Origin of the sequence: Polynucleobacter sp. AP-Sanab-80-C2, assembly GCF_035012965.1 — a bacterium.
Taxonomy (GTDB): domain Bacteria; phylum Pseudomonadota; class Gammaproteobacteria; order Burkholderiales; family Burkholderiaceae; genus Polynucleobacter.
The window spans coordinates 250,608-275,698 of the sequence record NZ_JAYGQS010000004.1 but is presented as its reverse complement, the minus strand read 5'-3'; the positions used below and the strand labels follow the sequence as shown (position 1 = coordinate 275,698).

Annotated in this window: 29 protein-coding genes; 16 read left to right on the top strand and 13 right to left on the bottom strand. The window is 43.9% G+C overall.

Features of this window, described 5'->3' with window-relative positions; translation table 11 throughout:
• Positions 1–246: 246 nt before the first annotated feature.
• Complete coding sequence (locus VC178_RS08525; protein WP_251369930.1) at positions 247–1,275, top strand: Bug family tripartite tricarboxylate transporter substrate binding protein; 1,029 nt, start codon at positions 247–249, stop codon at positions 1,273–1,275.
• Positions 1,276–1,280: 5 nt separating this feature from the next.
• Here VC178_RS08525 and VC178_RS08520 read toward each other — a convergent pair whose 3' ends face one another.
• Complete coding sequence (locus VC178_RS08520) at positions 1,281–2,939, bottom strand: thiamine pyrophosphate-binding protein (RefSeq protein WP_323482218.1); 1,659 nt, start codon at positions 2,937–2,939, stop codon at positions 1,281–1,283.
• A gap of 176 nt (positions 2,940–3,115) precedes the next feature.
• Here VC178_RS08520 and VC178_RS08515 point away from each other — a divergent pair, with 176 nt between their 5' ends.
• The 5 genes from VC178_RS08515 (at position 3,116) to VC178_RS08495 (ending at position 8,686) form a co-directional block, all read left to right on the top strand.
• Complete coding sequence (locus VC178_RS08515; protein WP_323482217.1) at positions 3,116–3,985, top strand: fumarylacetoacetate hydrolase family protein; 870 nt, start codon at positions 3,116–3,118, stop codon at positions 3,983–3,985.
• A 101-nt stretch (positions 3,986–4,086) separates the two neighbouring features.
• Positions 4,087–5,406 (top strand): tRNA 5-hydroxyuridine modification protein YegQ, encoded by a 1,320-nt coding sequence (yegQ, locus tag VC178_RS08510; RefSeq protein ID WP_416350546.1) that lies wholly within the window; start codon positions 4,087–4,089, stop codon positions 5,404–5,406.
• A gap of 23 nt (positions 5,407–5,429) precedes the next feature.
• On the top strand, positions 5,430–5,969 hold the full coding sequence (locus VC178_RS08505) for a hypothetical protein (RefSeq protein ID WP_323482216.1): 540 nt from the start codon (positions 5,430–5,432) through the stop codon (positions 5,967–5,969).
• A 28-nt stretch (positions 5,970–5,997) separates the two neighbouring features.
• Positions 5,998–6,870 (top strand): transporter, encoded by an 873-nt coding sequence (locus tag VC178_RS08500; RefSeq protein WP_323482215.1) that lies wholly within the window; start codon positions 5,998–6,000, stop codon positions 6,868–6,870.
• A gap of 67 nt (positions 6,871–6,937) precedes the next feature.
• The gene (locus VC178_RS08495) at positions 6,938–8,686 is read left to right on the top strand and encodes an IlvD/Edd family dehydratase (RefSeq protein ID WP_323482214.1); all 1,749 of its coding nucleotides are present in this window, start codon (positions 6,938–6,940) and stop codon (positions 8,684–8,686) included.
• Positions 8,687–8,692: 6 nt separating this feature from the next.
• On the opposite strand, the gene VC178_RS08490 is transcribed toward VC178_RS08495, so the two are convergent.
• Positions 8,693–10,363: an AMP-binding protein gene (locus VC178_RS08490; protein WP_323482213.1), complete on the bottom strand. Its 1,671-nt coding sequence runs from the start codon at positions 10,361–10,363 to the stop codon at positions 8,693–8,695.
• A gap of 19 nt (positions 10,364–10,382) precedes the next feature.
• The gene (locus tag VC178_RS08485) at positions 10,383–10,949 is read right to left on the bottom strand and encodes a 5'-methylthioadenosine nucleosidase (RefSeq protein ID WP_323482212.1); all 567 of its coding nucleotides are present in this window, start codon (positions 10,947–10,949) and stop codon (positions 10,383–10,385) included.
• Between the two features lie 2 nt (positions 10,950–10,951).
• Between VC178_RS08485 and VC178_RS08480 the strand changes: the two genes are divergently transcribed.
• The gene (locus tag VC178_RS08480; protein ID WP_323482211.1) at positions 10,952–11,470 is read left to right on the top strand and encodes an adenine phosphoribosyltransferase; all 519 of its coding nucleotides are present in this window, start codon (positions 10,952–10,954) and stop codon (positions 11,468–11,470) included.
• Between the two features lie 8 nt (positions 11,471–11,478).
• On the opposite strand, the gene VC178_RS08475 is transcribed toward VC178_RS08480, so the two are convergent.
• Genes VC178_RS08475 through VC178_RS08460 form a run of 4 tightly spaced genes read right to left on the bottom strand, consistent with a single transcriptional unit; the run spans position 11,479 to position 12,968 of the window.
• Positions 11,479–11,760, bottom strand: coding sequence for a YqjK-like family protein (locus VC178_RS08475; RefSeq protein WP_323482210.1), 282 nt, complete (start codon positions 11,758–11,760; stop codon positions 11,479–11,481).
• A 3-nt stretch (positions 11,761–11,763) separates the two neighbouring features.
• Entirely contained in the window at positions 11,764–12,132 is a 369-nt protein-coding gene (locus VC178_RS08470; protein WP_323482209.1) for a phage holin family protein, read from the bottom strand.
• Between the two features lie 6 nt (positions 12,133–12,138).
• Positions 12,139–12,480: a DUF883 family protein gene (locus tag VC178_RS08465; RefSeq protein ID WP_323482208.1), complete on the bottom strand. Its 342-nt coding sequence runs from the start codon at positions 12,478–12,480 to the stop codon at positions 12,139–12,141.
• Between the two features lie 26 nt (positions 12,481–12,506).
• Positions 12,507–12,968, bottom strand: coding sequence for a Smr/MutS family protein (locus VC178_RS08460; protein WP_323482207.1), 462 nt, complete (start codon positions 12,966–12,968; stop codon positions 12,507–12,509).
• Between the two features lie 44 nt (positions 12,969–13,012).
• Here VC178_RS08460 and VC178_RS08455 point away from each other — a divergent pair, with 44 nt between their 5' ends.
• Positions 13,013–14,107 (top strand): alpha/beta fold hydrolase, encoded by a 1,095-nt coding sequence (locus VC178_RS08455; RefSeq protein ID WP_215294682.1) that lies wholly within the window; start codon positions 13,013–13,015, stop codon positions 14,105–14,107.
• A gap of 70 nt (positions 14,108–14,177) precedes the next feature.
• On the opposite strand, the gene VC178_RS08450 is transcribed toward VC178_RS08455, so the two are convergent.
• Complete coding sequence (locus VC178_RS08450) at positions 14,178–14,474, bottom strand: hypothetical protein (RefSeq protein WP_215294684.1); 297 nt, start codon at positions 14,472–14,474, stop codon at positions 14,178–14,180.
• 380 nt (positions 14,475–14,854) lie between these two features.
• Between VC178_RS08450 and VC178_RS08445 the strand changes: the two genes are divergently transcribed.
• Positions 14,855–15,391 (top strand): hypothetical protein, encoded by a 537-nt coding sequence (locus VC178_RS08445; protein WP_323482206.1) that lies wholly within the window; start codon positions 14,855–14,857, stop codon positions 15,389–15,391.
• Positions 15,392–15,490: 99 nt separating this feature from the next.
• Here VC178_RS08445 and VC178_RS08440 read toward each other — a convergent pair whose 3' ends face one another.
• Positions 15,491–16,063, bottom strand: a complete 573-nt coding sequence (locus tag VC178_RS08440) for a phasin family protein (protein ID WP_215294687.1) — start codon at positions 16,061–16,063, stop codon at positions 15,491–15,493.
• A gap of 358 nt (positions 16,064–16,421) precedes the next feature.
• On the opposite strand from VC178_RS08440, the gene VC178_RS08435 reads away from it, so the two are divergent.
• From VC178_RS08435 to VC178_RS08415, 5 genes are all read left to right on the top strand, one after another.
• Positions 16,422–17,690 (top strand): tyrosine-type recombinase/integrase, encoded by a 1,269-nt coding sequence (locus VC178_RS08435; RefSeq protein ID WP_323482205.1) that lies wholly within the window; start codon positions 16,422–16,424, stop codon positions 17,688–17,690.
• Positions 17,687–18,175 (top strand): hypothetical protein, encoded by a 489-nt coding sequence (locus tag VC178_RS08430; protein WP_323482204.1) that lies wholly within the window; start codon positions 17,687–17,689, stop codon positions 18,173–18,175. The genes VC178_RS08435 and VC178_RS08430 overlap by 4 nt, the downstream gene beginning before the upstream one ends.
• 72 nt (positions 18,176–18,247) lie before the next feature.
• On the top strand, positions 18,248–18,427 hold the full coding sequence (locus tag VC178_RS08425) for a helix-turn-helix transcriptional regulator (RefSeq protein WP_323482203.1): 180 nt from the start codon (positions 18,248–18,250) through the stop codon (positions 18,425–18,427).
• Positions 18,427–18,861, top strand: a complete 435-nt coding sequence (locus VC178_RS08420; RefSeq protein ID WP_323482202.1) for a hypothetical protein — start codon at positions 18,427–18,429, stop codon at positions 18,859–18,861. The genes VC178_RS08425 and VC178_RS08420 overlap by 1 nt, the downstream gene beginning before the upstream one ends.
• Before the next feature lie 121 nt (positions 18,862–18,982).
• Positions 18,983–19,222, top strand: coding sequence for a hypothetical protein (locus tag VC178_RS08415; protein ID WP_323482201.1), 240 nt, complete (start codon positions 18,983–18,985; stop codon positions 19,220–19,222).
• A 199-nt stretch (positions 19,223–19,421) separates the two neighbouring features.
• Here the strand turns inward: VC178_RS08415 and VC178_RS08410 are convergent, their stop codons facing one another.
• On the bottom strand, positions 19,422–19,916 hold the full coding sequence (locus VC178_RS08410; protein ID WP_323482200.1) for a DUF3192 domain-containing protein: 495 nt from the start codon (positions 19,914–19,916) through the stop codon (positions 19,422–19,424).
• 84 nt (positions 19,917–20,000) lie between these two features.
• Here VC178_RS08410 and VC178_RS08405 point away from each other — a divergent pair, with 84 nt between their 5' ends.
• Positions 20,001–20,255: a hypothetical protein gene (locus VC178_RS08405; RefSeq protein WP_323482199.1), complete on the top strand. Its 255-nt coding sequence runs from the start codon at positions 20,001–20,003 to the stop codon at positions 20,253–20,255.
• Here the strand turns inward: VC178_RS08405 and VC178_RS08400 are convergent.
• Positions 20,230–20,469: a helix-turn-helix transcriptional regulator gene (locus VC178_RS08400; protein WP_323482198.1), complete on the bottom strand. Its 240-nt coding sequence runs from the start codon at positions 20,467–20,469 to the stop codon at positions 20,230–20,232. The genes VC178_RS08405 and VC178_RS08400 overlap by 26 nt on opposite strands.
• Before the next feature lie 650 nt (positions 20,470–21,119).
• On the opposite strand from VC178_RS08400, the gene VC178_RS08395 reads away from it, so the two are divergent.
• On the top strand, positions 21,120–22,415 hold the full coding sequence (locus tag VC178_RS08395; protein ID WP_323482197.1) for a tyrosine-type recombinase/integrase: 1,296 nt from the start codon (positions 21,120–21,122) through the stop codon (positions 22,413–22,415).
• Positions 22,416–22,492: 77 nt separating this feature from the next.
• Here the strand turns inward: VC178_RS08395 and VC178_RS08390 are convergent, their stop codons facing one another.
• Together VC178_RS08390 and VC178_RS08385 are read right to left on the bottom strand one after the other, a co-directional pair.
• The gene (locus tag VC178_RS08390; RefSeq protein WP_062310083.1) at positions 22,493–22,723 is read right to left on the bottom strand and encodes a DUF2789 family protein; all 231 of its coding nucleotides are present in this window, start codon (positions 22,721–22,723) and stop codon (positions 22,493–22,495) included.
• A 2-nt stretch (positions 22,724–22,725) separates the two neighbouring features.
• Entirely contained in the window at positions 22,726–25,074 is a 2,349-nt protein-coding gene (locus tag VC178_RS08385) for a heavy metal translocating P-type ATPase (RefSeq protein ID WP_323482196.1), read from the bottom strand.
• Positions 25,075–25,091: the final 17 nt, after the last annotated feature.

The window sequence follows — 25,091 nt, the reverse complement described above, 5'->3', positions numbered from 1 at the left end:
CGACACAAATTTGAGCTTTTCATCCATCTTCGTACTTTCATTCCACGGCATAGAGTGGTCCCTCCTATGCCAAAAACTGTAAAGTATGTGTCCGGTATAAAGTGTTAACTATGTGTCGAGTCGTACAGAAGGGTCTAGAGAAATCTAGGCCCTTTTTCATTTTGATCCCCTCAGTTTGCTCTGTTATGCTTAAATTAAGCAATTAAAAATCATCATCAGAATGATTTTCATCAACAGGAGATGGCAATGATTCAAAGTAGCCCTTTTAACGCGTTTGGCCGTGCAATGCAGTGCTGCATCATCATTGCTACCTTCTTTGCAGGATCGCAAACGTCTTTTGCGCAATCTGATTACCCCAATAAGCCAATCCGTTTTATTGTTCCGTTCCCGGCTGGTGGTGCAACTGACAATATTGCTCGGCCACTCCAAAATGAACTGTTAAGTACTGCTAAGTGGAATGTCATCATCGACAATAAGCCCGGTGCCGGCGGCAATATCGGTGCTGAGATTGTTTCTAAATCTGCTCCTGATGGTTACACCTGGCTCATGGCATCAGTAGGTACACATGGCATCAACCTTCCGCTCTACACACAAGGTGGCGGTAAATTACCATTTGATCCGATTAAGGATTTCACACCGATTACCTTGGTCGCCGAGTTGCCTAACGTATTAGTGCTCAATCCAGAATTTGCGTCTAAGAACAACATCAATAGCGTAAATGATCTGATTGCTTACGCCAAAGCCAATCCAGGCAAGGTCAATATGGCATCGAGCGGTAACGGTACCTCCATCCATATGGCTGGAGAGCTGTTTAAATCAATGACTAAAACCTATATGGTTCACCTCCCCTACAAAGGAAGCCCGCCAGCAGTGACTGATCTCATGGCCGGCAACGTTGACATCATGTTTGATAACTTACCGTCTTCGATTAACTATATTCGGGCTGGACGTTTAAAAGCATTAGCAGTGACGAGCGCTAAACGGTCTCCTGCATTCCCAGATTTGCCAACCATTGCTGAAGCAGCAAACCTCCCAGGTTATGAAGCTACCTCTTGGTTTGGAGTAGTGGGCCCTGCAAATATGCCTGCCGATATTTTAAATAAAGATAGTTCTGTATTGATGGCTGCTATCAATAGTGCCGCAGTCAAAGAGAAATACTTAGCCATGGGTGCACAACCGGTTGGCAATACACCAGCCCAATTTTCAAACTTCATCAAAAATGAAATTGCGAAGTGGACTAAGGTTGTAAAAGATTCTGGAGCGAAGGTAGATTGACCCTGCTACTTTCCTAATTGAGAAAGTAGCTTGCTTGGCGAGATCACTTCTTGGTCGAGCACCAATTCTATTAATGCGCCCTTCTTGCTTGCTAACGCTTTTGCAAATGCGGGCGCAAACTCTGCCGTTTTAGTCACTCTAAATCCTGGCACACCAAAGCTATCGGCAAACTTCACAAAATCTGGATTAGTTAAGCCTGTGGCAATCACGCGAGAGGTAAATTCTCGCTCTTGATGCATGCGGATTGTTCCGAGCATATTGTTATTCACCACAAAAACAATTGGAAAGGCGTCATACCGTGCTGCCGTTGCCAGCTCTTGGCAATTCATCATGAAATCACCGTCACCGCAAACTGCAATCGCCACCTTTTCAGGATTGGTTATTTTGGCAGCAATTGCTGCTGGCAGGCCATAACCCATGGATCCATTGGCTGGAGCTAATTGCGTTTTATAAGGGCCATAGGGATAAAAACGATGCACCCAAGTAGCAAAGTTACCGGCGCCATTAGTCATGATTGAGTCACGTGGAATAGAGCTTGGTAATGAAGCCATAATCTGCGCCAACTGCAGATCACCAGGAACGGTTACCGGGCTTGAGAATGTTAAATACTCAGCATGCGCCGTCTTCATGACTGCTGAGTCATAATTCTTAGCCATCTTTACCGTCTTGAGTGCTGCGCAAAAATTTTCTGGGCTGCAATTAAGGGCAAAGTCTGGGCGATAAACGCGTCCCAACTCTTCGGGTCCTGAGAGGACGTGAATTAATGTTGCTTTAGTTTGCGGAACAGACAATAAGCTGTATCCCGCCGTTGTCATTTCTCCTAAGCGCTCACCAATCACCAAAAGAACATCAGCCTCTTGAATCCGCTTCACTAAGGCAGGATTGGCACCGATACCTAAATCACCTGCAAACGCTGGATCTAGATTATCAATGACATCTTGTGAGCGAAAGCTGGTCGCCACCGGTACACCTTCTCTATTGACCCAGCTTCTCAAGTCCTCACAGGCAGCACTATTCCAATTGCCCCCACCGGCAATGACCATAGGCTTGTTGGCTGATGCAAAAGCTTGCATTGCCTGTTGAAAAACATTCCCATCTAAGCCTGGCTGAACGATATGAGCAGGCTTCACAGGGTTTTCTTGGCCAGTCATATACAACACATCTTCTGGCAAAGCTAACACTACAGGTCCTTTGCGCCCTGCCTGTGCTACGTGGAATGAATGCGAAACAAATTCGTCAATGCGATCAACGCGATCAATACTACCAATCCACTTTGCACATTCTGAATACATGCGGCGATAGTCGATTTCTTGAAAGGCTTCACGCTCAACCATATCAGTGCCAACTTGCCCTACCAATAAAACCATGGGCGTTGAATCTTGATAAGCCGTATGCATGCCAATCATGGCATTTGATGCGCCTGGTCCACGCGTGACCATCAATACACCTGGCTGACCGGATAACTTTGCATAGGCCTCTGCCATATAAGCAGCACCACCTTCTTGTCGGCAAGTAATGAATCGAAACTTAGGATGATCTACTAGACCATTTAATAAGGGAAGAAAACTCTCACCTGGCACACCAAAGGCAATATCCACCCCTTGCCTTACCAATGCATTTGCCAGGATCTGGCCACCATTGAGCAGCGTGCTTGGTGTATCCATGATGTTTTTATGCTTTCTTATAATTAATAATATTCATGCGTATGACTGAAAAGTTATCATACTTTAATAGGCTAGAGGCCTTTAAATGGATGAATAGTCGACCTTTTGATGCATGAAGGCTGTCATATACTGCATGACTAAGATAGAAATCAAACAATGAAATTGGAGATATTGACATGAGGCTATTTGGCTTTAGAGGTCCAAATGGATATGAGAGTGTTGGCGCCCTCTCAAAAGGTAGTCACGATACCTACATTGATCTGTGCGCCACAGATCCACTCATTCGGAATAACTTACAAGAAATCATTCAATCTCCAGAGCAATTGGAGCGAGCAGCCTTGGCACTTAAAAACTCCAAAGCAATCGGCGGCAACCTCAAAGAGATTTCTTTTAAGGTTCCCATTGAAAGACCGGGGAAAATTGTCTGCATGGGCTTGAACTATGCTGACCACGCAAAAGAAGGTGGTAACGCGAGACCTGAATACCCGAGCTTTTTTATGCGCGGCCCAAGTTCCATGACAGCGCATTTAAGTCCGATAATTCGACCAAAGGTGTCTGACAAACTCGATTACGAGGCTGAGCTGGCTTTTATTGTTGGCAAGAAAGCGCGTCACCTAACACTAGAGAATGCCTTAGATTGCGTTGCTGGCTATAGCATCTTCAACGATGGCAGCATTCGTGATTACCAACGTAAAACTACTCAGTGGACGATTGGTAAAAACTTTGATCAAACGGGTGCATTCGGTCCATGGTTAGTGACGCCAGATGAACTTCCCTCAGGATGTGATGGTCTCAATATTCAATCACGCTTAAATGGTCAAGTGATGCAAAACGCCAATACTAAAGATTTTCTTTGGGGTGTTGCAGAGACTATTGTGTTGATTTCTGAATGTATGACTTTAGAGCCAGGAGATGTTGTGATCACGGGTACTCCTGCTGGCGTAGGTTACGCAAGAACACCTCCTGTCTTTATGAAGCCAGGCGATATCTGTGAGATTGAAATTGAGTCTATTGGCGTCTTACGTAACACCATCGCAGACGAATAAACTGCTGAGCGTCTGAATTACCCCCTAAATGAGGCCTTTTAAGCACATTTAGGGCACTTTCTCACCAAGCAAATGGGCTAAGCAGGCATTAAAATAGCCCCATGATGAAAACGCCAGAACTACTAGCCCCCGCGGGCAGCCTCCAAATGCTCGAAACTGCTTTTGATTTTGGAGCAGATGCTATTTATGCAGGTCAGCCACGCTATTCCTTACGCGTTCGTAATAATGACTTCGGAAAGATTGAAGTTCTTAAACAAGGTATCGATACTGCCCACGAATTAGGAAAAAAGTTTTATCTCGTTTCTAATTTATTGCCTCATGGTGGAAAGACGCGGACTTATATTCGAGATATGTCTCCAGTTGTAGCGCTAAAACCAGATGCTCTCATCATGTCAGATCCTGGTTTGATCATGATGGCTAGAGAAGCCTGGCCAGACATGCCAATTCATTTGTCTGTGCAAGCGAATACGGTAAATGGTGCCTCTGCAAAATTTTGGCGTTCAGTTGGCATTAGTCGTGTCATTTTGTCTCGCGAACTCTCTTTCGATGAGATTGAAGAGGTTCGTCAAGACTGTCCAGAAATGGAACTAGAAGTTTTTGTACATGGTGCTTTATGCATTGCCTACTCTGGACGGTGCTTACTCTCAGGTTACATGTCACATCGTGATTCGAATCAGGGTGCTTGCACTAATGCTTGCCGTTGGGACTATAAAGTAAAACCAGGACAACAAAATCAAAGTGGTGATGTTGTATTGCTCCAAGAAGCCAGAAGGCCGGATGAATTGATGCCCATGGAAGAGGATGAGCATGGTACTTACATCATGAACTCCAAAGACTTGCGAGCGGTTGAACATATTGAACGGCTCACTAAGATGGGTGTAGATTCTTTTAAGATTGAAGGTCGCACCAAGTCTCCTTATTACGTTTCTCGCACTTGCCAAGCTTATCGCTCAGCGATTGATGACGCTGTTGCAGGCAGACCATTCAACAAAATATTGCTTGGTAATCTTGAAGGCTTAGCCAACCGTGGGTATACCGATGGGTTCTATGAACGCCACCACGATAAAGAGTATCAACTCTATATGCGAGGTTATTCGCTCTCAGGCAGAAGCTTATATGTTGGTGAAACTCTCGATATAGATCAGTCTAATGGTCGCGTGAAGGTCGACGTCAAGAATCGTTTTTCTGTTGGCGACAAACTCGAAGTCATCGAACCTCAAGGCAATCAAGATATGGTTTTAGATGCGATGTGGAATATGCAGGGAGAGCCCATTACTGTTGCACCCGGCTCAGGACACTTTGTATGGATCAAGCTGGCCTTAAAAGATAAGAAGGCCTATATTGCTCGCTATACCACTGAACCTGCACCCGTTGAAGTGAGCTCTGCATGCGCAAGTGGCGAATCTTGTTGTAATGCTTAATCGCAGTCCTATAGATTGCCCTCATGACCAATACACCAGCTACAACTGATCCTAAACGCAGCCTGCTGCAAGGATTGATAGGTGAGGCTGAAAAGGCATTAGCCCTGTCCATTTATTTTGGTATTTGGTTTTGCTCTCTCACGTTTTTGGGCGTCACCTCACTACATGAGCGCCCTATTTCGCTGACTATTTTTGGCCTAGCACTGATCAAGGCTGGGCTTTCGGCAAAATTTATGTTGGTTGGCCAAGCGATTTTCCCGATCAAAGTGAATAAGACTTATGGCATTCTGAAATCACTTTTTGTTGAATCCTTCATTTACCTGGCAATTGTTTTATCCCTTAACTATCTCGAAGCTGGGATTGATGGCGCCATTCATGGCAAAAACTTTCTAGCTTCCATGGCTGCTTTTGGACAAGCTGACCCCTTACACGTTATTGCAATGGCTTTGGTCTATTGGTTGATAGTGTGGCCCTATCTCATTTTTACTGCTATGCAAATGATGATGGGTAAAGAAAATGTACTGAGCTTATTTTTCGGCAGCCGCATTTCAGAAAGTAAATAATTTGTATTTAAGGCAGTTATCTTTGCGAGTGCTGGCTGCCCGCCTTTGCTTGATCTTTGTTTTATCTTTTTCTATCACTCATGTTCAAGCCCAAGAAATAGAAGCCCGCGCTTACTCTAATGCGCCTATTGGCATGAACTTTGTCACCGGCGGCATTGCGCAGGCCAAAAGTGGCTCTTACACCCTCCATACTCAAGCAGTTAGTCTGACTCACGTGATTGATGTCGCCGGACAATCTGGCAGACTTACCTTGGCGCTGCCTTATGGGGAGCTATCGGGTACAGGTCATGTTGGTGGCCAAGCGATAAATGCCTCAGCGGAAGGACTCTCAGATCCCATGATCAAAGCCTCTGTCAATCTCTATGGCGCGCCTGCACTATCCAACAGTCAGTTCAGAGACTATCAACAGGACTTAATCATTGGGGCGAGTATCGCTGCCACTATTCCCTGGGGTGAGTACAACAGCAATCAGATGATTAATGTTGGTGCCAATCGCTCCCTGATTCAGCCAGCCATGGGACTTTCCCAAGCACTAGGACCTTGGAGGCTAGAGTTAGCTAGCATGGCAACCATTTACACCAGCAATACTAATTATTTAGGTAATAACACCCTTTCACAAAGCCCAATCTACTCTGGTGAAACCCATGTGATTTATTACTTCCCCAATACGGCATGGGTCTCTGCTGATGCCACCTATTTCACTGGCGGTCAAACTTATGTCAATGGGATTCCCGTTAACGGTACACAAGAAAATTGGCGCTTTGGTAGCACCCTCTCCTATCCAATTGATAAGCAAAACTCAATTCGACTTACTGGTAGCAAGGGAGTCTACTCACGCACTGATACGAGCTACAACGCTGTTGGCATCTCCTGGCAATACCGTTGGGGTGGCAACCACTAGGTCATACTACGCCCAAATAGCTACAATGAGCAAAACAGCCTTTTAATCATCAACCTTTGAGACAAGCATGAGTTCCAAACCAAAAGACAACAAAACACCATCGGAAACAGGACTGCGCAAAGGTCTAACGAGTTATGGCGATAAAGGCTTCTCATTATTTTTACGCAAAGCATTTATTAAAGGGGCTGGTTACACCAATAGCGCTTTAGATCGACCAGTCATTGGCATCATTAATACCGGTAGCGCCTACAACCCCTGCCACGGCAATATGCCGCAATTACTCGAGGCCGTTAAACGTGGTGTGATGTTGGCTGGTGGTTTGCCCATGGAATTTCCGACAATATCCATTCATGAAAGTTTTGCGGCACCAACCAGCATGTATCTACGTAACTTGATGTCGATGGATACCGAGGAGATGCTACGTGCACAACCGATGGATGCCGTTGTGATGATTGGCGGCTGTGATAAAACTGTTCCTGCCCAAATGATGGGCGCAGCTTCAGCGGGTCTACCTGCTATTCAACTGATTACTGGGTCTATGCTCACGGGCTCACATCGGAGTGAACGGGTTGGCGCTTGCACTGACTGTCGCCGCTACTGGGGTAAATTCCGCGCTGGTGAGATTGATGAAGTTGAAAAAGATGAAGTGAACGATCAACTGGTTGCCAGCGTTGGCACTTGTTCTGTAATGGGTACCGCTAGCACCATGGCGTGTATCTCCGAAGCACTTGGCATGACAGTGCCTGGGGGTGCCACACCTCCTGCTGTGACTGCAGACCGTATTCGGGTTGCTGAAGAAACTGGTGCCTGCGCAGTACAGATGGCCAAAGATGGTTTAACGATTGATCAGATTTTGACAGCGGATGCCTTTGAAAATGCGATGCGGGTATTACTGGCGATTGGTGGCTCTACGAATGGCATTGTTCATTTAGCAGCTATTGCTGGACGCATGGGTCTAGAAATTGATCTTGATGCGCTCGACAAAATGGGTAATGAGACCCCGGTCTTAGTTGACTTAAAACCATCCGGTGATCATTACATGGAAAATTTCCATGATGCAGGTGGCATGACTACGCTTTTACGTGAACTTAAACCACTCTTAAAACTGGGTACGATGACTGTAACGGGAAGAACCTTGGGCGAGGAAATCGATGCGGGCCCGCCAAGCTTCAAGCAAGATGTCGTTCGAAAAATGAGTAATCCGATTTATCCTCGTGGCAGCATTGCCGTTCTGCATGGCAACCTTGCTCCCGGTGGCGCTATTATTAAGCAATCTGCTGCAGATGAAAAACTCATGGAGCATGAAGGTCGAGCCGTAGTCTTTGAAAACTCAGAAGACCTAGCCAATCGCATCGATAGTCCAGATTTGGATGTCACTGCCAACGATATTATTGTTCTGAAAAATATTGGTCCTAAAGGCGCACCTGGAATGCCCGAAGCTGGCTATATTCCGATTCCGATGAAGTTGGCTCGTGCTGGCGTTAAAGATATTGTGCGTATCTCGGATGGCCGTATGAGTGGCACTGCTTTTGGCACGATTGTGCTGCACGTCACCCCTGAGTCTGCGATTGGCGGCCCCTTAGCCCATGTCCGTAATGGTGATCGCATTCGTCTCAGCGTCAAAAACCGGGAGATTAGCCTGTTGATTTCTGAAGCAGAATTAGAAAAACGCGCCAAAGAAAATCCAGTCATCTCCCCAACTGCTGAGCGCGGCTACAAGAAGCTATTCCTCGACACTGTTACTCAAGCAGATAAAGGCGTGGACTTTGACTTCTTAAGAGCTGCCAAGATGGTGGGCAAAACTCCTAGCAAGTAATTTTCCTCAAATATTTCTGAGTTCGCGCCTGAGAATTTTCCCAACATTAGATTTTGGGAGCTCATGAATGAATACTACTTTTCTTGGTCTCTTGTAGCTAGTCAGATGCTCTTTGCAGTATTGCAAAACGCCTGCTTCAGTAATGTGATGATCTGATTTGACGATATAAGCTTTGACAATCTCACCAAGCTTGCGGTGCGGAACGCCAATCACTGCGCATTCTTTAATGCCAGGCATTTGAGATAAGACATCTTCCACATCATTTGGGAAAACCTTAAAGCCGGCAACCACGATCATGTCTTTTTTGCGGTCAACAATTTGAATATGGCCATCCTCAGTCATCAGGCCAATATCGCCAGATTTAAAGTAGCCGTCAGCCGTCATGCAGTGCGCAGTTTCTTCTGGTTTATTCCAGTAGCCCGCCATCAGCTGTGGCCCTTTAATGCAAATCTCACCGGGAGTGCCCTGGGGTAGTTCTACTTCATCATCATCCAGAATCACAAGGTCTGTACTGGGCATGGGCACACCAATATGTCCTGTAAAGTGTTTCTCTAAAGGGCTATTGACGCAAACTACGGGTGATGTTTCAGATAAGCCATAGCCTTGGGCAATGGGCGAACCTGTCAGCGCCTGCCAGTGATCGGCAGTTTTCTTATGCACCGCCATGCCCCCACCAATAGTGACCAATAAATGCGGTAGCTTGACCTTCTTAAACTCGGGGCGATGTATCAATGCATGAAAGAGTGTATTGACGCCTGGAAAAATATTGATCTTGGGATGCTTGATCAGCAACTTAATAAAGCCATCAATATCCCTTGGGTTTGCTACCAGGACTAATAAGGCCCCTTTAGCTATACCCAAAAGAGCACAAGCTGTGAGGGCAAAAATATGGGTCATGGGTAACGCACATAAAAAATTCAGTTGTTGATCCGGTTTATGTTTTAGACCCGGATTTAACCAAGACTCAATTTGCATCACATTAGAAAGAATATTGCGGTGGAGTAAAACCGCCCCTTTGGAGGTTCCAGTAGTGCCGCCGGTATATTGCAAGAAGGCAATATCATCCAGGCCAATCTCAGGTCGATGAAATGGATGTCGACTACCTATGGTCAGGGCGTCTTTAAAGTTGGTGTGCGCAACATTCCATGCTGGCACGATCTTTTTGATATTCCGGGCTACCCAATTGACGATATGTCCTTTTAAACCCAAGAGCTCCCCGGGACTACTGATAATGACTTGTTTTAAAGTCAGCCGTTCTGCTATTTGCTGATATGTATTAGCAAAGTTTTCCATCAGCACCAATACGCTAGCTCCGCTATCTTGCAATTGAGCCTCAAGCTCTCGTGAGGTATAGAGTGGATTAATGTTGACGACTGTATAGCCCGCACGCAGTGTTCCAAGCATCGCAATCAGATACTCAATCACGTTGGGGTACATCAAGGCTACCCGTGCTCCCCGATCTAATTCCAGGGTTTGAAGATAGGAAGCAAAGTCTTTTGATAATCGATCAATTTGACCATACGTGAAAAACTTGCCCATCGACTCCACTGCCTTGCGATTACTAAAGCGATCAAAGCATTCTTCTAAGAATTCGGTTAAGGATGCATGAGAAGGGTCGCCAATTTCCTGCGGGACTCCTGCAGGATAGTTTTTTAGCCAAGGTTTTGGAGTATTCATACAAATCCTATTGATAGGCTTAACTCATGATTTGCTTGAGTTTATCAATGAATAGCTCTTGCCCGTGATTTACTTTTTCTTGCCAATCATTACCAGAATTTTCATTAGCATCATCAGTAATATATTTGAATGACCGCCATACAATCTGATGCTGATGCGCTACCGCTGCGAGCGCAAACAACTCCATATCGACAACATCAACCCCTTGACTATTGAGCCAAGGATCCTGCGCAGTCACAAAGCTATCGCCAGTACCACATAGAAATTTTCCAGATGAGAGATATTCTGATGGCTTATTACAAAACGGGGTTTGGCCTCGAGGAGCAAGCGGCTCTGTATCCATATCACGCTGAATGACCTTGCCGATATCTATTAAGCCATGAATTTGAGGGTTCACCTTCCCAGCGGTCCCAAAATTAATAATCTGATTAGGCGTATATTGATGCATTGCTTTGACACAGGCGATCGTTGCGTTTATTTTGCCAATCCCAGAGTAGACAATCTCAACGCCTGACGGGAGCACCTCGCGCTTGAGCTCAGTCTCTAATGCGGTAATAATGAGGTAATTCGTTTTCATGTCTGCCATATATGAATTTATTAGATTATCTACCCGGTGTACCCAATTTTCCGAAACCTGGAATTCTGTTTAGAGATATTTCCCCTTTATTAGCAGACCCAGCAGCCTTCAAAGAAGCGATTGCGAAGCTCGATGAATTAGCCCAATCATTTGACTATACCCATATTTTAGGGATTGAATCGCGAGGCTTTATTTTTGGCTCCGCCCTTGCACATCATGCTCATAAAGGCCTAGCCCTCGCCAGAAAGCCCAATAAACTTCCCTTAGTGACCCATCGAGAGTTTTATGGCTTGGAATACGGCTCAGACTCCTTGGAAATTCAGCAGTCGACCCTGCCAAAAGATGCTCGGGTCTTGATGATTGATGATGTACTGGCAACTGGAGGTACTTTAATAGCTGCTGATAAGCTGATTCGCAATGCTGGCTTTACTGTCTGTGGTGCGATTACGCTGCTTGAAATAGGCGCACTCAATGGCAGTGCTATTCTGAATCAACATGGAATACTGAATAAATCTGTATTGATTAGCTAAATCTTGACCTAGACTAAGCGCTTGACACTCTTGAGCAACTTCATAGCACCCCAACCAACCGCTAAAACCTTGCTAGCCAACTTAGGCTTGTAATGAGCTAGGGCCGCAAAGGCACTCGTCCATAGTAATGGGTTATCTTTGAGAAAGTGGAAGGCATCAATACCCTTATCAGCCCATGAGAGTGGCTTCTCCCAAGGCTCAAAGTGCTGAGAAAATTCAAGGCGCTCATGGCTGGATCTTTTTTGAAGCTCTTGACGACGAGCCTCCAGGGCTTTGAGTGTATTGCCCATACCTTAGCGCGAAAGCTCTTCCCTGTCTTTAGCGAATTCTACAATCGATGCTTCGAATAACTTAGGCATATTGCGTAACGCTTGCATAATCACAAGCGCCAAAATTAAGCCGATGGAGATAAATGCGGTAGTGAGCAAGCCTAAAGCTAACATCCGATCAGATTCCCAACTATAGATGACGATGAGCAAAGCCAACATTACCAAGCCAAAGAATAAAAAGAATAAGGCACTCACAATCATTACCAGCAGGCTGATCAATTTGTTTCTGGCAATTTGCACATCAACCGATAAAAGCTCTAAGCGAGTTTGCGCAATAGATGCACCCGTTGAGGCAAGGTTTTTAATGGAGGAGAGTAAATTTTCTTGAGACATACGAACCTAGCGACGACGGATCAAAAGACCAATTAATAAGCCTAAGCCAGCAGCAACACCAACTGCCTCCCACGGATTACGATGCACAAAATCATCCGCACCTTCAGCAACTAACTTAGCTTTTTCGGTCAAAGTCCCCTCAAGATTTGATAGACTTTCCTTAGCACCGGAGATAGTTTCAAGCGCCTTTTGGCGAATAGCGCTAATTGTCTCACTGGGATGATCTTCAGTAGCCTGAATTAAAGCCTCAGCATCGGCCATTAGAGATTTAAATTCACCGATTAATTGATCTGCGCTAGAAGTTGATGCTTCTTGAGGAATGGCGTGTTGTGATTTCTGAGTGGTCATAAGAGTTTCCTAGATACCTGTCTATTCTAAGTACTTCTGGGGGCAGAACCTAGCAATAAAACTGTCATACCTGCATTGCCAGCCTTGAAGTGCTTTAAATACCGTTTTAAACCTGGGCGCTTTTTCAATAAATCCTGATAAGCTGGGCTTGCATAGGGAACATTCTCCCCATAGAAATACTCCTCAACCCGATCAGCAAACCGATTATTTTCGAGCGCCTCATGAATCGCCCATTTAATACGACCACCCTCACCAGATGAGCCATAGCCGTGTATTAAAACGATCGCCTTCAGACCAAGCTCATAAGCAGCTCTCAGATATTCAGTTAAATGGTCCAAGGCCTCTTCAACATTTGGAAAGCCCTGCTTAATATTGAATTCGGTGACATCTACAAACACGCTGGGTAACTCTGTGCTCCCACAATGCTGACAGGAGCCCATTAAAAATCTAGGATTACCGCACTCTGCACACTCAAATGCCTGGGTCATCAGAAAATCCTGCTATAAATAAATAATAATAAAAGGAGACAAGTATGTATTTAGCCATTATGAAGGGCGTTGCGCTCGCCCTCACAATTACCTCACTCAATGCACTAGCCCATAAGCCGACTGAACCGGCTCATCAACTCTATTCTGAGGGCAACTTTCAACTAGAGAATGGCTCCATCATTCAAGATTTTAATTTGTCCTATACGACACAAGGCACCCTGAATGCCGATAAGAGTAACGCCATTTTGATGGTGACAGCCATTGGCGGAAATCATCATCGCATTGATTACCTGATTGGTCCTGGTAAAGCATTAGATACCGACAAGTACTTTGTCATCTGCACTGATGCTATTGGTAATGGCTTGAGCACCTCGCCATCCAATAGCAAAGCACAAGCTAATGTTAGCTTTCCAGAATTTAATATTAGGGATATGGTCAACACACAACATCAGTTGGTTGTAGATCACTTTGGTATTAAAAAATTAGTTGCGGTAATCGGAGCCTCTATGGGTGGTATGCAAGCCTTACAGTGGGCTGTCTCCTACCCAAATGCCATGCAAGCAATCATTCCAATTATTCCTTTAGCTAAAACCCCAGCATGGACTACCGGCGTGTTAGAGATGCTTCGTCAAAGCATCATGACTGACCCCGGCTACCAAGGCGGCAAATACGATAAACCGGTGGAGCAAGGCATGCGTCTATGGTCGGGTTGGTTAAGTGGAGTAATCGTCAGAACACCCGCTTATCAGGAACAATTAAATCCAACGCCTGCAGCAGAAATTGAATACCTTAAAAAGGTGCAAGATGCTGGTTGGAAAAGAATGGATGCTAATGACTGGATCTGGCAATCACGTGCCTATGACCGTCATGACGTAGGACAAACTAAAGGCTTCGACAATAATACGGCAGCGGCACTGAAATCTATTAAAGCTAAAACATTAATATTGGCAGGTACCGGTGACTTGCTTAATCCAGAGTCAGATGCCAAGTCTTCAGCAAAACTCATTCCTGGAGCCAAGTACATGCCAATCAATGATCGTCTGCCAATGGGTCACTTGTCTGGGGCTGGCGCAACTCCAGATGAAAATGCTTTTCAGAATAAAGTAATTAAAGACTTTTTATCCACTCTCAAGAATTAACTAGATAAAAATTGTGTCAACTATTCACACCCCGCCTAGCGCGGGGTTTTTTTAACCGCCCTGTCCAGAATTAGGAACAGTACTTCACTTCAAGAACGCTGGCGTCAGTAGATTTGTCGTCAACCATCAAGCTCAACTTCTTATGAGCGCTCTCTCTATTTTCCTGAGTCTTCAAGTGACGATCAATCAAACTAGCAACATCTTTACGAATTGAAGTATTGCCGTATTGCAGGCCTTTCAATGTAGATACCGCTTCCGCAGAAATCTTGCACTGCTGAGTTACTAATGCAGAGGAATCGGATGCGGTATTTGCGTATGCAAAGGCAGCGACTGAAATAGTAACAACAACCAATAGAGTCTTTTTCAACTTAGTTCCTTATTTTGTGACCACATGTTGGGCAACAACCCATATCTTTTGCCTTCGTTTTTCTGAGGGCGGCATACACACTGGACTCTGAAATCTCCATCTTTCGAGCGGCCTGAGCTGCGCTCATGCCCTTCCCTATCCACTCCAAGGCTTGATGTGTTTTCGGTATTTGTCTCTTCATTTCCTCTCCCAGTCATCAGACTATAACACAACTTCATAAGTTGTGAAGTTGTGAAGTGCAGTAAATTAATCATGACAAACCCTAGGTTTTGAACTAAAACGCTGAAGTTGATAAAACGAAGGTCTTCAACCTGATTTGAAGAGAATGGTCAGGGAAGCTGGCAGACGATAGTATGATTTGGGGATCTAAGGAGCTAAATATGTACCGTTTTGCATTATTACTAGCAATCAGCTGTGGGCTAATCGCCTGTGCCAATAACGATAAAAAGATTAGTGCTTGGGAAGTCAATGATGTCTATCAATCTACGATAGTCACCCCTAATACCCCTGGTGGAAAGACCTATGTAGGGCCATCGATCAATACGATGGATGAATCCAATACCTATGAAATGTTTAACTTGCGTAGCGAGAAAACCCAGCAAGGAGTGAAGTCCTATGAACTCCAGGTTCACTTGACCTATTTCACACAAATGCGCAATTACGATTCTGCAACCCTGCTCAATGGACCAGTTACCACTTTTAAGGCGATCTCCAAAGAGGCTGGTCTGTGTGAGGCCAGAGGATGCATCTTCAAGGAATTAGTGTCGATTAATCTGACTGATGCTTTTTTAAAGGATCGCGTGAAGGACGGTTTTCAACTGACCCTCTCCTCAAAGGCTGGTATCAGTACGGTGATATATGTTCCACCGCAATATTTAAAAGGCTACCTAAAAGCGGTTGACGGTATCAACTATTAGAGCCTGCTATGCATTGCTGCATATAGCTTTGCAGCTTATTGCAGAGAAATAAAAAACCGCCCGAAGGCGGTTTTTTATTGAAGCAAGTAAGTCTAAGAATTAAGCAGCTTTACGTGCTTTTGCAGCTGGCTTAGCTACAGCGTATTGACCTTGAATGTTAGCCAATGCAGCGTCAACACTTTTCTCAAAGCTTGCGAATGCATCAGTTGCAGTTGCGCGAACTTGGTCAAACTGTTGAACTGAAGCTTCAAATGCAGTTTTGAATGCAGCAACAAATGCCTCAGAACCAGCAGGAGCTGTCTTAGTAGCTTCTTTAACAAAGTTAACCATATCGTCACGTGCATCATCGATTGAAGCGTCAATCACTTGAGCAACTTCTTTGTTACCGTTACGAACAACTTTGCTAACTTTAGCTTGATATGCAGTTGCATACTTAACAGCTTCTTGAGCAGTTTCAGGTTGAGCTAATTTAGCCAATTGTTGTGGATCCTTGATTGCCAACAATTGTGAGCTTGTATCTTGTGCAGCAGCTAATGCATCTTTAGCAGCAGCTTGGTTGATTTCTGCTAATTCTTGCGCACTTTCAACAGCAACTTGTGCCAAATGTTTAGCGTTTTCAACAGCTTTAGCTTGAGCTTGAGCGATTTGATCGTTTAATTGATTCTGGAACATGGTTAATCCTTTATTTAGTAGATGGTTGTATAACTTGTTGCGATGCACCATTGTAAGAAATATTTTGTTGTGTTGCAACATTTATTTGGTGCGAAGCAACATAATATGTAAAAAACTGTTGGATTTTTGATAATTTAAGGAATTTATGAAAACAAAAAACCCAGTAACTCATTGAATTTACTGGGTTTATTTGAAAAGTACTGGCGGAGACGAGAGGTGCAATTTATACCTTTCAGCCAATTTCACCCAATATCAGTATTGACCATACAACACCCTATTCTATTGGACTATTTGACTCTAGCCATATCAAACCATATCATCTAATTACATAAATTTTTGGTACATAGAAGGTACAAAAATGCCCAAAATAGCCAAGCAACTGACTGCTATCGAAGTAAAACGGCTTGAGAAGGAAGGATTCCACGCTGTAGGGACTGTTTCAGGCCTTGGATTGAACATTACCAAGGAAGGCACTAAAAGCTGGGTATTTAGGATTGCCTATGGCGGTCAGCGTAGAAAGATGGGGCTTGGTAGCTATCCAGCGGTGACTTTAGCCCAAGCAATTGAAGGTGCTAGAAGGCTTAAAAATGAAATCAGCACAGGTGTTGACCCAATCCAAGCCAAAAAGACCATCAAAAGCACTCTAATTGCTGAACGCGCTAAAGCAAGAACCTTTGAAGAGTGTGCCAACCTTTTTCTAGCTACTAGAAGCTTCAATAACAAGAAACATAGCAAGCAATGGGAATCAACCCTAAAAACATACGCTTATCCATTTATAGGCAAGATGCTTGTTGGTGATATTGGAATTGCAAACATCAAGGCAGTACTTGACCCAATATGGAAAACAAAAACTGAAACTGCATCAAGAGTTCAAGGTCGTATCAAATCCATTATTGATTACGCCATTGTTAGTGGTTACAGAGATAAATCAAATCCAGCAATATGGGATGGCTTTTTGGATTCCATTTACCAATCACCAAAGAAACTTAAGGTGGTTGAACATATGGATTCCCTACCCTACTCCAAGCTACACGACTTCATACTGGCGCTACGCAAACACGACACTATGAGCGCTAAAGCATTGGAGTTTCTTATCCTCACGGCCGTGCGGTCTGATTCTGTAAGGTCAGCCACATGGAGTCAAATAGACCTCGATAAGAAGGTTTGGACAGTTCCCAAAGCGTTTACCAAGACCAAGAAGCGTGACCATACTGTGCCGCTATCTACTCAAGCCATAGAGCTTTTAAACAATTTGGAAAGATTTGAAGATACAAACCTTCTCTTCCCATCAGCCACACTAAAAAAGCTATCTGATAGCACTATTAGCAAGCTAATGCGTGATATGTACACTAATAAAGAATTTACTGATAAGGCTGTACCGCATGGCTTTAGGTCAACCTTCAGGGTTTGGTGTCTTGAACAGACAACTTACTCATCGGAGTTAGCAGAACTATCCATGATGCATGAAGTTGGCGATTCCGTTTATAAGGCTTACCAACGAAGTGATGGCTTGGAAAGGCGTAGAACCATCATGCAAGACTGGTCTAACTTCGCAAATAGTCCTTATGTGGCAGTTAAGCAAAACGATAAGAATGTCGTATCAATTCAAATGGCCAAATCAGCATGATTAAGAAACCTGAAGCCCTTACCCCAGCCGATTATGTCCGAGGTCAAGATTCTGTTGATAAGAAAAAAATTGCGCAAAAGCGATATGAAGAACACATCCTGACCGAATTAGTTAAGGAATTTGGCACCGCTTCTATTGGTGAACTTTTATTTAGCGTTGTCGAAAAGTACCATTCAAAGCTAAAGATTAAACACACAAAAGGTGTCAAGCAACAATGGAGCCAATTACTTGGTGCAATCATTAAAGTTGAAGTTGATGCTAGAAGGTCTAGCAAGCCAACTCTGAAGGCAGTAATCCATGAACTAGAAAAAGACCCATTATGGAGACCCTTCATACTCAATAGCGAAGAGCAATTTAGGAAAATTTATAAGCAAAAGCATGATGCATTCTGCTACAAATACGCAAAGCACTGCCGTAAATCCGATAAAGAGTGGAATGAGCTGGTTAAGTCGGAGCGAAGTAAATTTCTGCAATTCAAAAAATAACTTGGGACTAAATTCACAAATTAATTAGTCCTAGGCTTACTTGAGTCTTCTTGCTACATAAGGAGATTTCAAGTGGAACCAAAACAAGGATTTATTCGCCAAAAAGGGTTGCTTAACCTAGTAGGCTTTTCAGCCCCTACTTTATGGCGCAAGGTCAAAGCTGGCACATTCCCAAAGCCAGTCAAGCTAGGTCAAAACATGACCGCATGGCGAATGGAAGAAGTTAATCAATGGATGAATAGCATTCAATAATGAATCCCACAATCAATGATTGGGCTACATTTCTTCATAGTCAGGGGCCGTTTCAATGGGCAATAACTATGAATCTGAAAAAGCGCCATCCAATTTATCAAACCTACATTACCCCTCAAATATTTGAACAAACTGGACGACATTATTTATCGTTGGTAAATAAGGGGATATTTAAAAGAAAGTACCGTTATGGCCGCGCCAAGCTGAATGGGATTTTTTGTATGGAAGTTGGGGAGTTAGAGAAGCGACCTCACCTGCACTTCGCTATAGGTAGTGACAGCGAGTCCCATAAAGATGCTTTATTAATAGAGCTGAATAAAGCCTGCAAAAAAATGGATTGGATTAAGGGCGATATTCATGTCACCCCATATCAAGATAGCGGCTGGTTGAATTACCTCCTAAAGACAGGTTTCAATGAAGTTGTACTGCATTAGAGGTTTTAATGACATTGGCTTGATGAGTCGTGTCATGTATTTAATAAAAAGGCTCTAACCAAGCTATCCCCTTCCACAACCATATTCAGCCCAATTACTCTGCACAATATATTGACCGACTATGCATACAGATACTGAAGTTATTGATGACCCCACCCCTCGTATCAATCTAGCAACATCAGAAGATATAAGAAGGGAAATGGCAAAAGTCTATCGTGAAACTAGGTGCAACAAAATTTTGCCCAGCAACGGCACAAAACTCGTTTACATGCTGATAAACATTCTTAAAGCATACGAGGTCACCGAAATAGAGCAACGCCTTAAAGACCTCGAATTAGCCCATTTAGAGGGTGCTAAATGACGCTCAAAAGGCGCCTACAGAGGCTGACTAATAAGCTAAAGCCTGAAGCAACCAAAATCTACTATATGGGTTGGAAGGATTGCACATGGAGTGAGTCCGAGGGGCTTTTTAGGCAGGCAGGAGAATCTAAAGAAGACTTCTGTAATAGGGTCTACCAAACCACCAAGAAACAATTTCTTTGGTTTGATTAATGCAATTCTCACCTACAGGTTACCGAACCAAAAGCACTTGGCGAACAAGTAACGCTAGGATTTTGCACAGGCAATTGTGGCTGATTTGGCAAAAACGCAGGCTGTCTTGGTAAGACCATTGGTGGCTCGCTATAAGACCTCACTGGAGCAGGATTTGGAACCATTAATACTCCACCGCCACCTCCAACAGGGGCTGGAGAAACACTTTCTGAATTCCTAATATCTTTGTAATAGTTGTTGCCCCATCCAACAACTCTTCCATCATTTAAGAGAACAGGTGTGTAAGCCAATCTGTCATCACCACTAACACCTGTCTTATAAAACCAATACTCGTTCTTGCCATAGACTTCACGACTCTTTGGTTGCCCCATTAAAGCAAGAAGTTGCTCTTTAGTGTCGCCTGCACTCAAGCTCAAAAGAGCGCTTGAATTTTTATTTGCGGTAACAACGCCGCAACCTGTGAGTACAAGAACTATGGAGATTGCAGTAATGACTCTCTTCATATTGATTGGTGATTGAATCTTAAATGAACATGAAGGATATGATACCCATAAGAAAACAACAACATCAATACCTATAATCAAACCATGTCACTCAAAAAAGCCTTTATCTACTCATTAAGCTTGTTTTTGCTTATATGTTTGTATTTTTGGATAGAAAAGTTATTGGGCTATCCACCAAGAGTAGAGGTTACAAATGACCAAGACGCAATTGTTCAGGGTGTTAGAAGAACTGTTGGGGTTATGCTGGGCTTTGTGGTCAGCGCACTTCTCTTTATGCTTCTGACGCTTTATGTATATCTAAAGCGGGTGTTTATTAGCGTTTTCCAAAAAAATCCTTAATCCCAACACCTAATGCATTAGCAATTTTTTCTAGATTCACAACAGCAACATTGTGGTCACCTCGCTCTACTCCACCGTAATATGAACGGTCTAATCCACTGGTAAATGCTACGGATTCTTGGGATAGCCCCTGCTTTTCACGAATAAAGCGAATCCTTTTACCCAAATCAACTAGAACTGGGCATCCAGCGTGCGAGGGGGATGGTTTTGCCATGCCCTCTATCGTCTTGTCTTGATGGATATAGTTCCACAGGATAAGATACCCAAATGATGAATATCTTTAGGCGCTTATTAAATGTTTGCACCTTATTAATTTTGGTGGGCACATGCATAGGTTCTTATGAAGCCCTAACTAGCTCTCACATAATCTATGAACTTTATCGAGCGGTAGGCATTGGATTGCTTCTTTTGATACTCATTGCCGCCTTGAATTACATACTTTTTAATAAGCCCACTGTCTTCCATAAGTAGAAAAAGGGCTGTCTCTTACTTTAAATTAATCAGGCTTTAGATTTGGCGCCCGATTTTGACTTCGGCGATATGCTTTTAATTGTTTTTATACCAATTGCTTTATTTGTGTTGTATCTAAAAGACCAAATTACATCAATAGCTTGAAGCTAATAAGTCTTTTTTTGTTTAATTTTATGGTACCAATGTTGGTACAAAATAAAAAAAGGACTCTTAAGTCCTTGATTTATATAAAGTACTGGCGGAGACGAGATCTAAATCTAGACCCTCCTGGAAAATCCACCAATACCCATAAATCCCTTTATTTATATAGGCTTAAGAGCAACCCTACTCCTATCTAGCCCATCCCGATTCACTACAATCTTGGTTTAACTGGTGGGTAGGATGGTGGGTAGATTGAGCTCCAATTCTGAAGAGAAAGGACCTGGCAATAGCCGAAAAAGTAACTTCACTGCTCGTGGAATTATCTCACTTGCAATGCCTGGTTACCATGCTGATCCGGATAATAAAGGCCTCTATCTCCAGATAACCAAGTTCAAAGGCTCAATCACTAAAAGCTGGATTTTTCGCTTCTCAAGCCCTGTAACACTGAAAAGACGGGAAATGGGCATAGGCTCACTGGAATCATTTTCGCTAGCTAATGCTCGGTTAAAGGCCTTGGATTTACGGCGTTCAATCCTGGATGGAATCGACCCTCTCGAACAGAGAATAGCTAAGCGCACTAAAGCAATCGAAGCGAGTAATAATTCAATTACCTTTGCGGATGCAGCTGACAGATGCATCAAAACCAAACAAGCTGAATGGTCAAACTCAAAACATAAAGACCAATGGGTAAGCACAATTAAGGCTTATGCCCTTCCAATTATTGGGAAACTGAAGGTCGATCAGATAACTACTACTCACATAGTTAAATTACTCGAGCAGGAGATTAAGAAGAAAAGTGGTGAGGTAGAAGGAACTTTCTGGAAGGTCAGAACTGAGACTGCAACAAGGGTTCGTCAGCGTATTGAGGTAATTCTTGATTGGTGCAAGGCTCATAGATACATTAGCGGAGATAATCCAGCACGCTATCAAGGAGCCCTATGCCATCTACTGCCTAAGGCCAACAAGATCAAGAAAGTAGTCCACCACCCCGCCCTACCGTTTCAAAGAATTGGTGAATTCATAAGCGATTTACGAACTCATACCGGCTACTCCGCTTATGCGCTCGAATTACTGATTCTTACTGCTACGCGCACTAGTGAAGTGATTGAAGCGAAATGGAGTGAATTTGATTTGGAAGCTAGGGTTTGGACCATTCCTGCTGAGCGAATGAAAGCTGGCAAGGAGCATCGAGTACCGCTCAATACTAGGGCGATGGAAATCATTGAGCAACTGAAGACAATCAGAGTGAACTCCTATTTATTCCCTAGCTCCCTGCATAAGGAGCGCGCTCTATCAAATATGGCTCTACTTGCAATGATGAGAAAAATGCCCAAATATTCAGACTATGTTCCTCATGGCTTTAGATCAACCTTTAGGGATTGGGCGGCTGAGACGACGGAATACTCAAACGAGACTGTCGAGCTAGCTTTAGCCCATACGATTCAAAACAAGGCTGAAGCAGCATATAGAAGACAGGATCAACTAGAGAAGCGGGCTTGCTTGATGGGCGATTGGGGAAATTTTATCGAAAAGCGCTTGAATCATTAGTCCACTATCGACCCAAAGCAGACCATCAATTCAATAATCTGAGTACGCTAACTCTCACCCAAAACTGAGCGACCTGCTTAACGTAAGTCTTTATTTAACTGATCCACAATCTCGGCCCAATCAGCATCTAAAAGCAACTCATCACGAAGAAGCCTTGCTTGAGATGGTGTCCAGAATGGTGCATCCGCTAATTCAATCGCTTCATCTAAAGGCGCATGCCGATCAATGAATGCCTTAATACTATTACCATCAGAAGGTAGTCCTAATTGAAGGAATAACTCAGAGAATGGATGAAATGACTTTTCCATGATTAATTTCTCCTTAAACGTAACGCATTTGTAATGACCGAGGCTGAGCTCAAGCTCATGGCAAGTGCAGCAATTAATGGTGAGAGTAACCATCCAGTGAAAGGATATAAGAGACCAGCAGAAATAGGAATGCCCAGTGCGTTATAAAGAAACGCAAACACTAGGTTTTGCTTCATATTGCCTACCGTATCGTCTGAAAGCGACTTAGCAATCGCAATACCCCTGAGATCACCCTTCACTAAAGTAATTTGGGCGCTATTCATAGCAACGTCAGTACCGGTGCCCATAGCAATACCAACATTGGCTTTTGCTAAAGCCGGAGCATCATTGATGCCATCACCTGCCATTGCAACAATCCGACCTTCATTTTGTAGTCGAGTTACCAATTCGAGCTTATCTGCTGGCTTAACCTCTCCATAGACCTCTTCAATCCCAAGGCGCTTGCCAACAGATTTAGCAGTTGTTAATCCATCTCCAGTTGCCATCACAATTCGCAATCCCGCCTCTTTTAAGGTTTGCAAAGCCTCTGGCGTAGTAGCCTTAATAGGATCAGAGACAGCTAAAAGTCCAGCAAGCTTTCCGTTGATAGCTAAATGCATCACGCTAGCGCCTTCAGAGCGGAGCTCCTCTGCTTGGGCTTTCAAAATATCAACAGAAACTCCCAGCTTATCCATCAATGCAGTATTACCCAACGCCAAATGAAACAAGCCAACGCTACCTTGAACTCCAATTCCTGAACTAGATTCAAAGTTTTCAGGTTTCTCCAGGGGCAAATTACCATCTCTTGCAGCACGAACAATCGCATCGGCAAGAGGATGCTCACTACCCTGATCAAGGCTTGCCGCAAGCCTTAAGACCTCATTGCCATCAAAGCTGGGGGCGGCAATGACTCTATCAAAAATTGGCTTACCCTCTGTTAAGGTGCCTGTTTTATCAATAATGAGGGTGTTCACCTTACGAAGATTTTCAATGGCCGCAGCATCACGGAACAAAATTCCTTTTGTCGCCCCCTTACCAGTAGCCACCATAATCGACATTGGTGTAGCAAGACCTAGGGCGCAAGGACACGCAATAATTAATACAGAGACCGCATTGATTAAACCAAAGACCCAACTTGGTTCGGGGCCAAAGATCCCCCAAATGAAAAAAGTCAGTAAAGCTATCGCTACAACCGTTACTACAAAATATCCCGCAACAATATCTGCCATTCGCTGCATTGGCGCTCTGGAGCGTTGGGCTTGAGCTACCATTTGCACAATTTGAGCCAGCATGGTTGATGAACCAACACGCTCGGCCTTAATAATCAATGCGCCATTGGTATTCATCGTTGCTCCAATGACACGATCACCGATACGCTTAGTAACTGGCAATGGCTCTCCGGTAAGCATGGATTCATCAAGCGCACTAGAGCCTTCAACAATGACGCCATCAACAGGCACTTTTTCACCTGGGCGCACCCTCAATAAGTCTTCAATATGCACATTTGATAAGGGGATGTCTTCCTCGGATCCATCTGCCTTAATTCTTCTGGCTGTTTTGGGCGCTAAGCCCAACAAGGATTTAATTGCCGCAGAAGTTTGTGAGCGTGCCTTTAGTTCCAACACCTGACCAAGCAGAGTCAATGAAATAATGACGGCGGCTGCCTCAAAATACACACCAATCCTGCCCATAGACATAAAGGAAGCAGGAAATACTTGTGGAGCTACCGTAGCAACAACGCTATAAAAAAATGCAGCACCTGTTCCCAATCCAATCAAAGTCCACATATTTGGACTACGATTGGCTATGGATTGCCAGCCACGATGAAAGAATGGCCATCCTGCCCATAAAACAATTGGTAGGGATAGGAATAATTCAACCCAGGTTTGGGTTTGAGACTCTAGTAGATTAAGTTTATGGCCAAACATCGCAAGGACAGTCACCACTGTCGTCAAAGGCAGCGTCCACCAAAATCGTCTTTGAAAATCAACTAATTCTGGATTTTCTTCTTCCTCTAATTCAGGCAACAGAGGCTCTAAACTCATTCCACAAATTGGGCAATTACCTGGTTGATTCTGCCGAATTTGCGGATGCATGGGGCAGGTATAAATTGTGCCGGCCACCGAAGCAGGCGACTCTGAGTCCTTTAGTCCCCCATCTAGATACTTGCTGGGCGCTCCAATAAATTTTTCTTTACAACCATTGCTGCAAAAGTAATACGCAATATTCTTAAGCGAGTAACTATGCTTAGACTGAGAAGTGACCGTCATCCCACAAACAGGATCCTTCAAGGAATTTTCATCTGAAGAATGTTCGTGATGGGAGTGATCGTGTCCATGCTCATGATGATTGTTCTCATTGTGCTTACTCATTGCAAATCCTTGTTTAC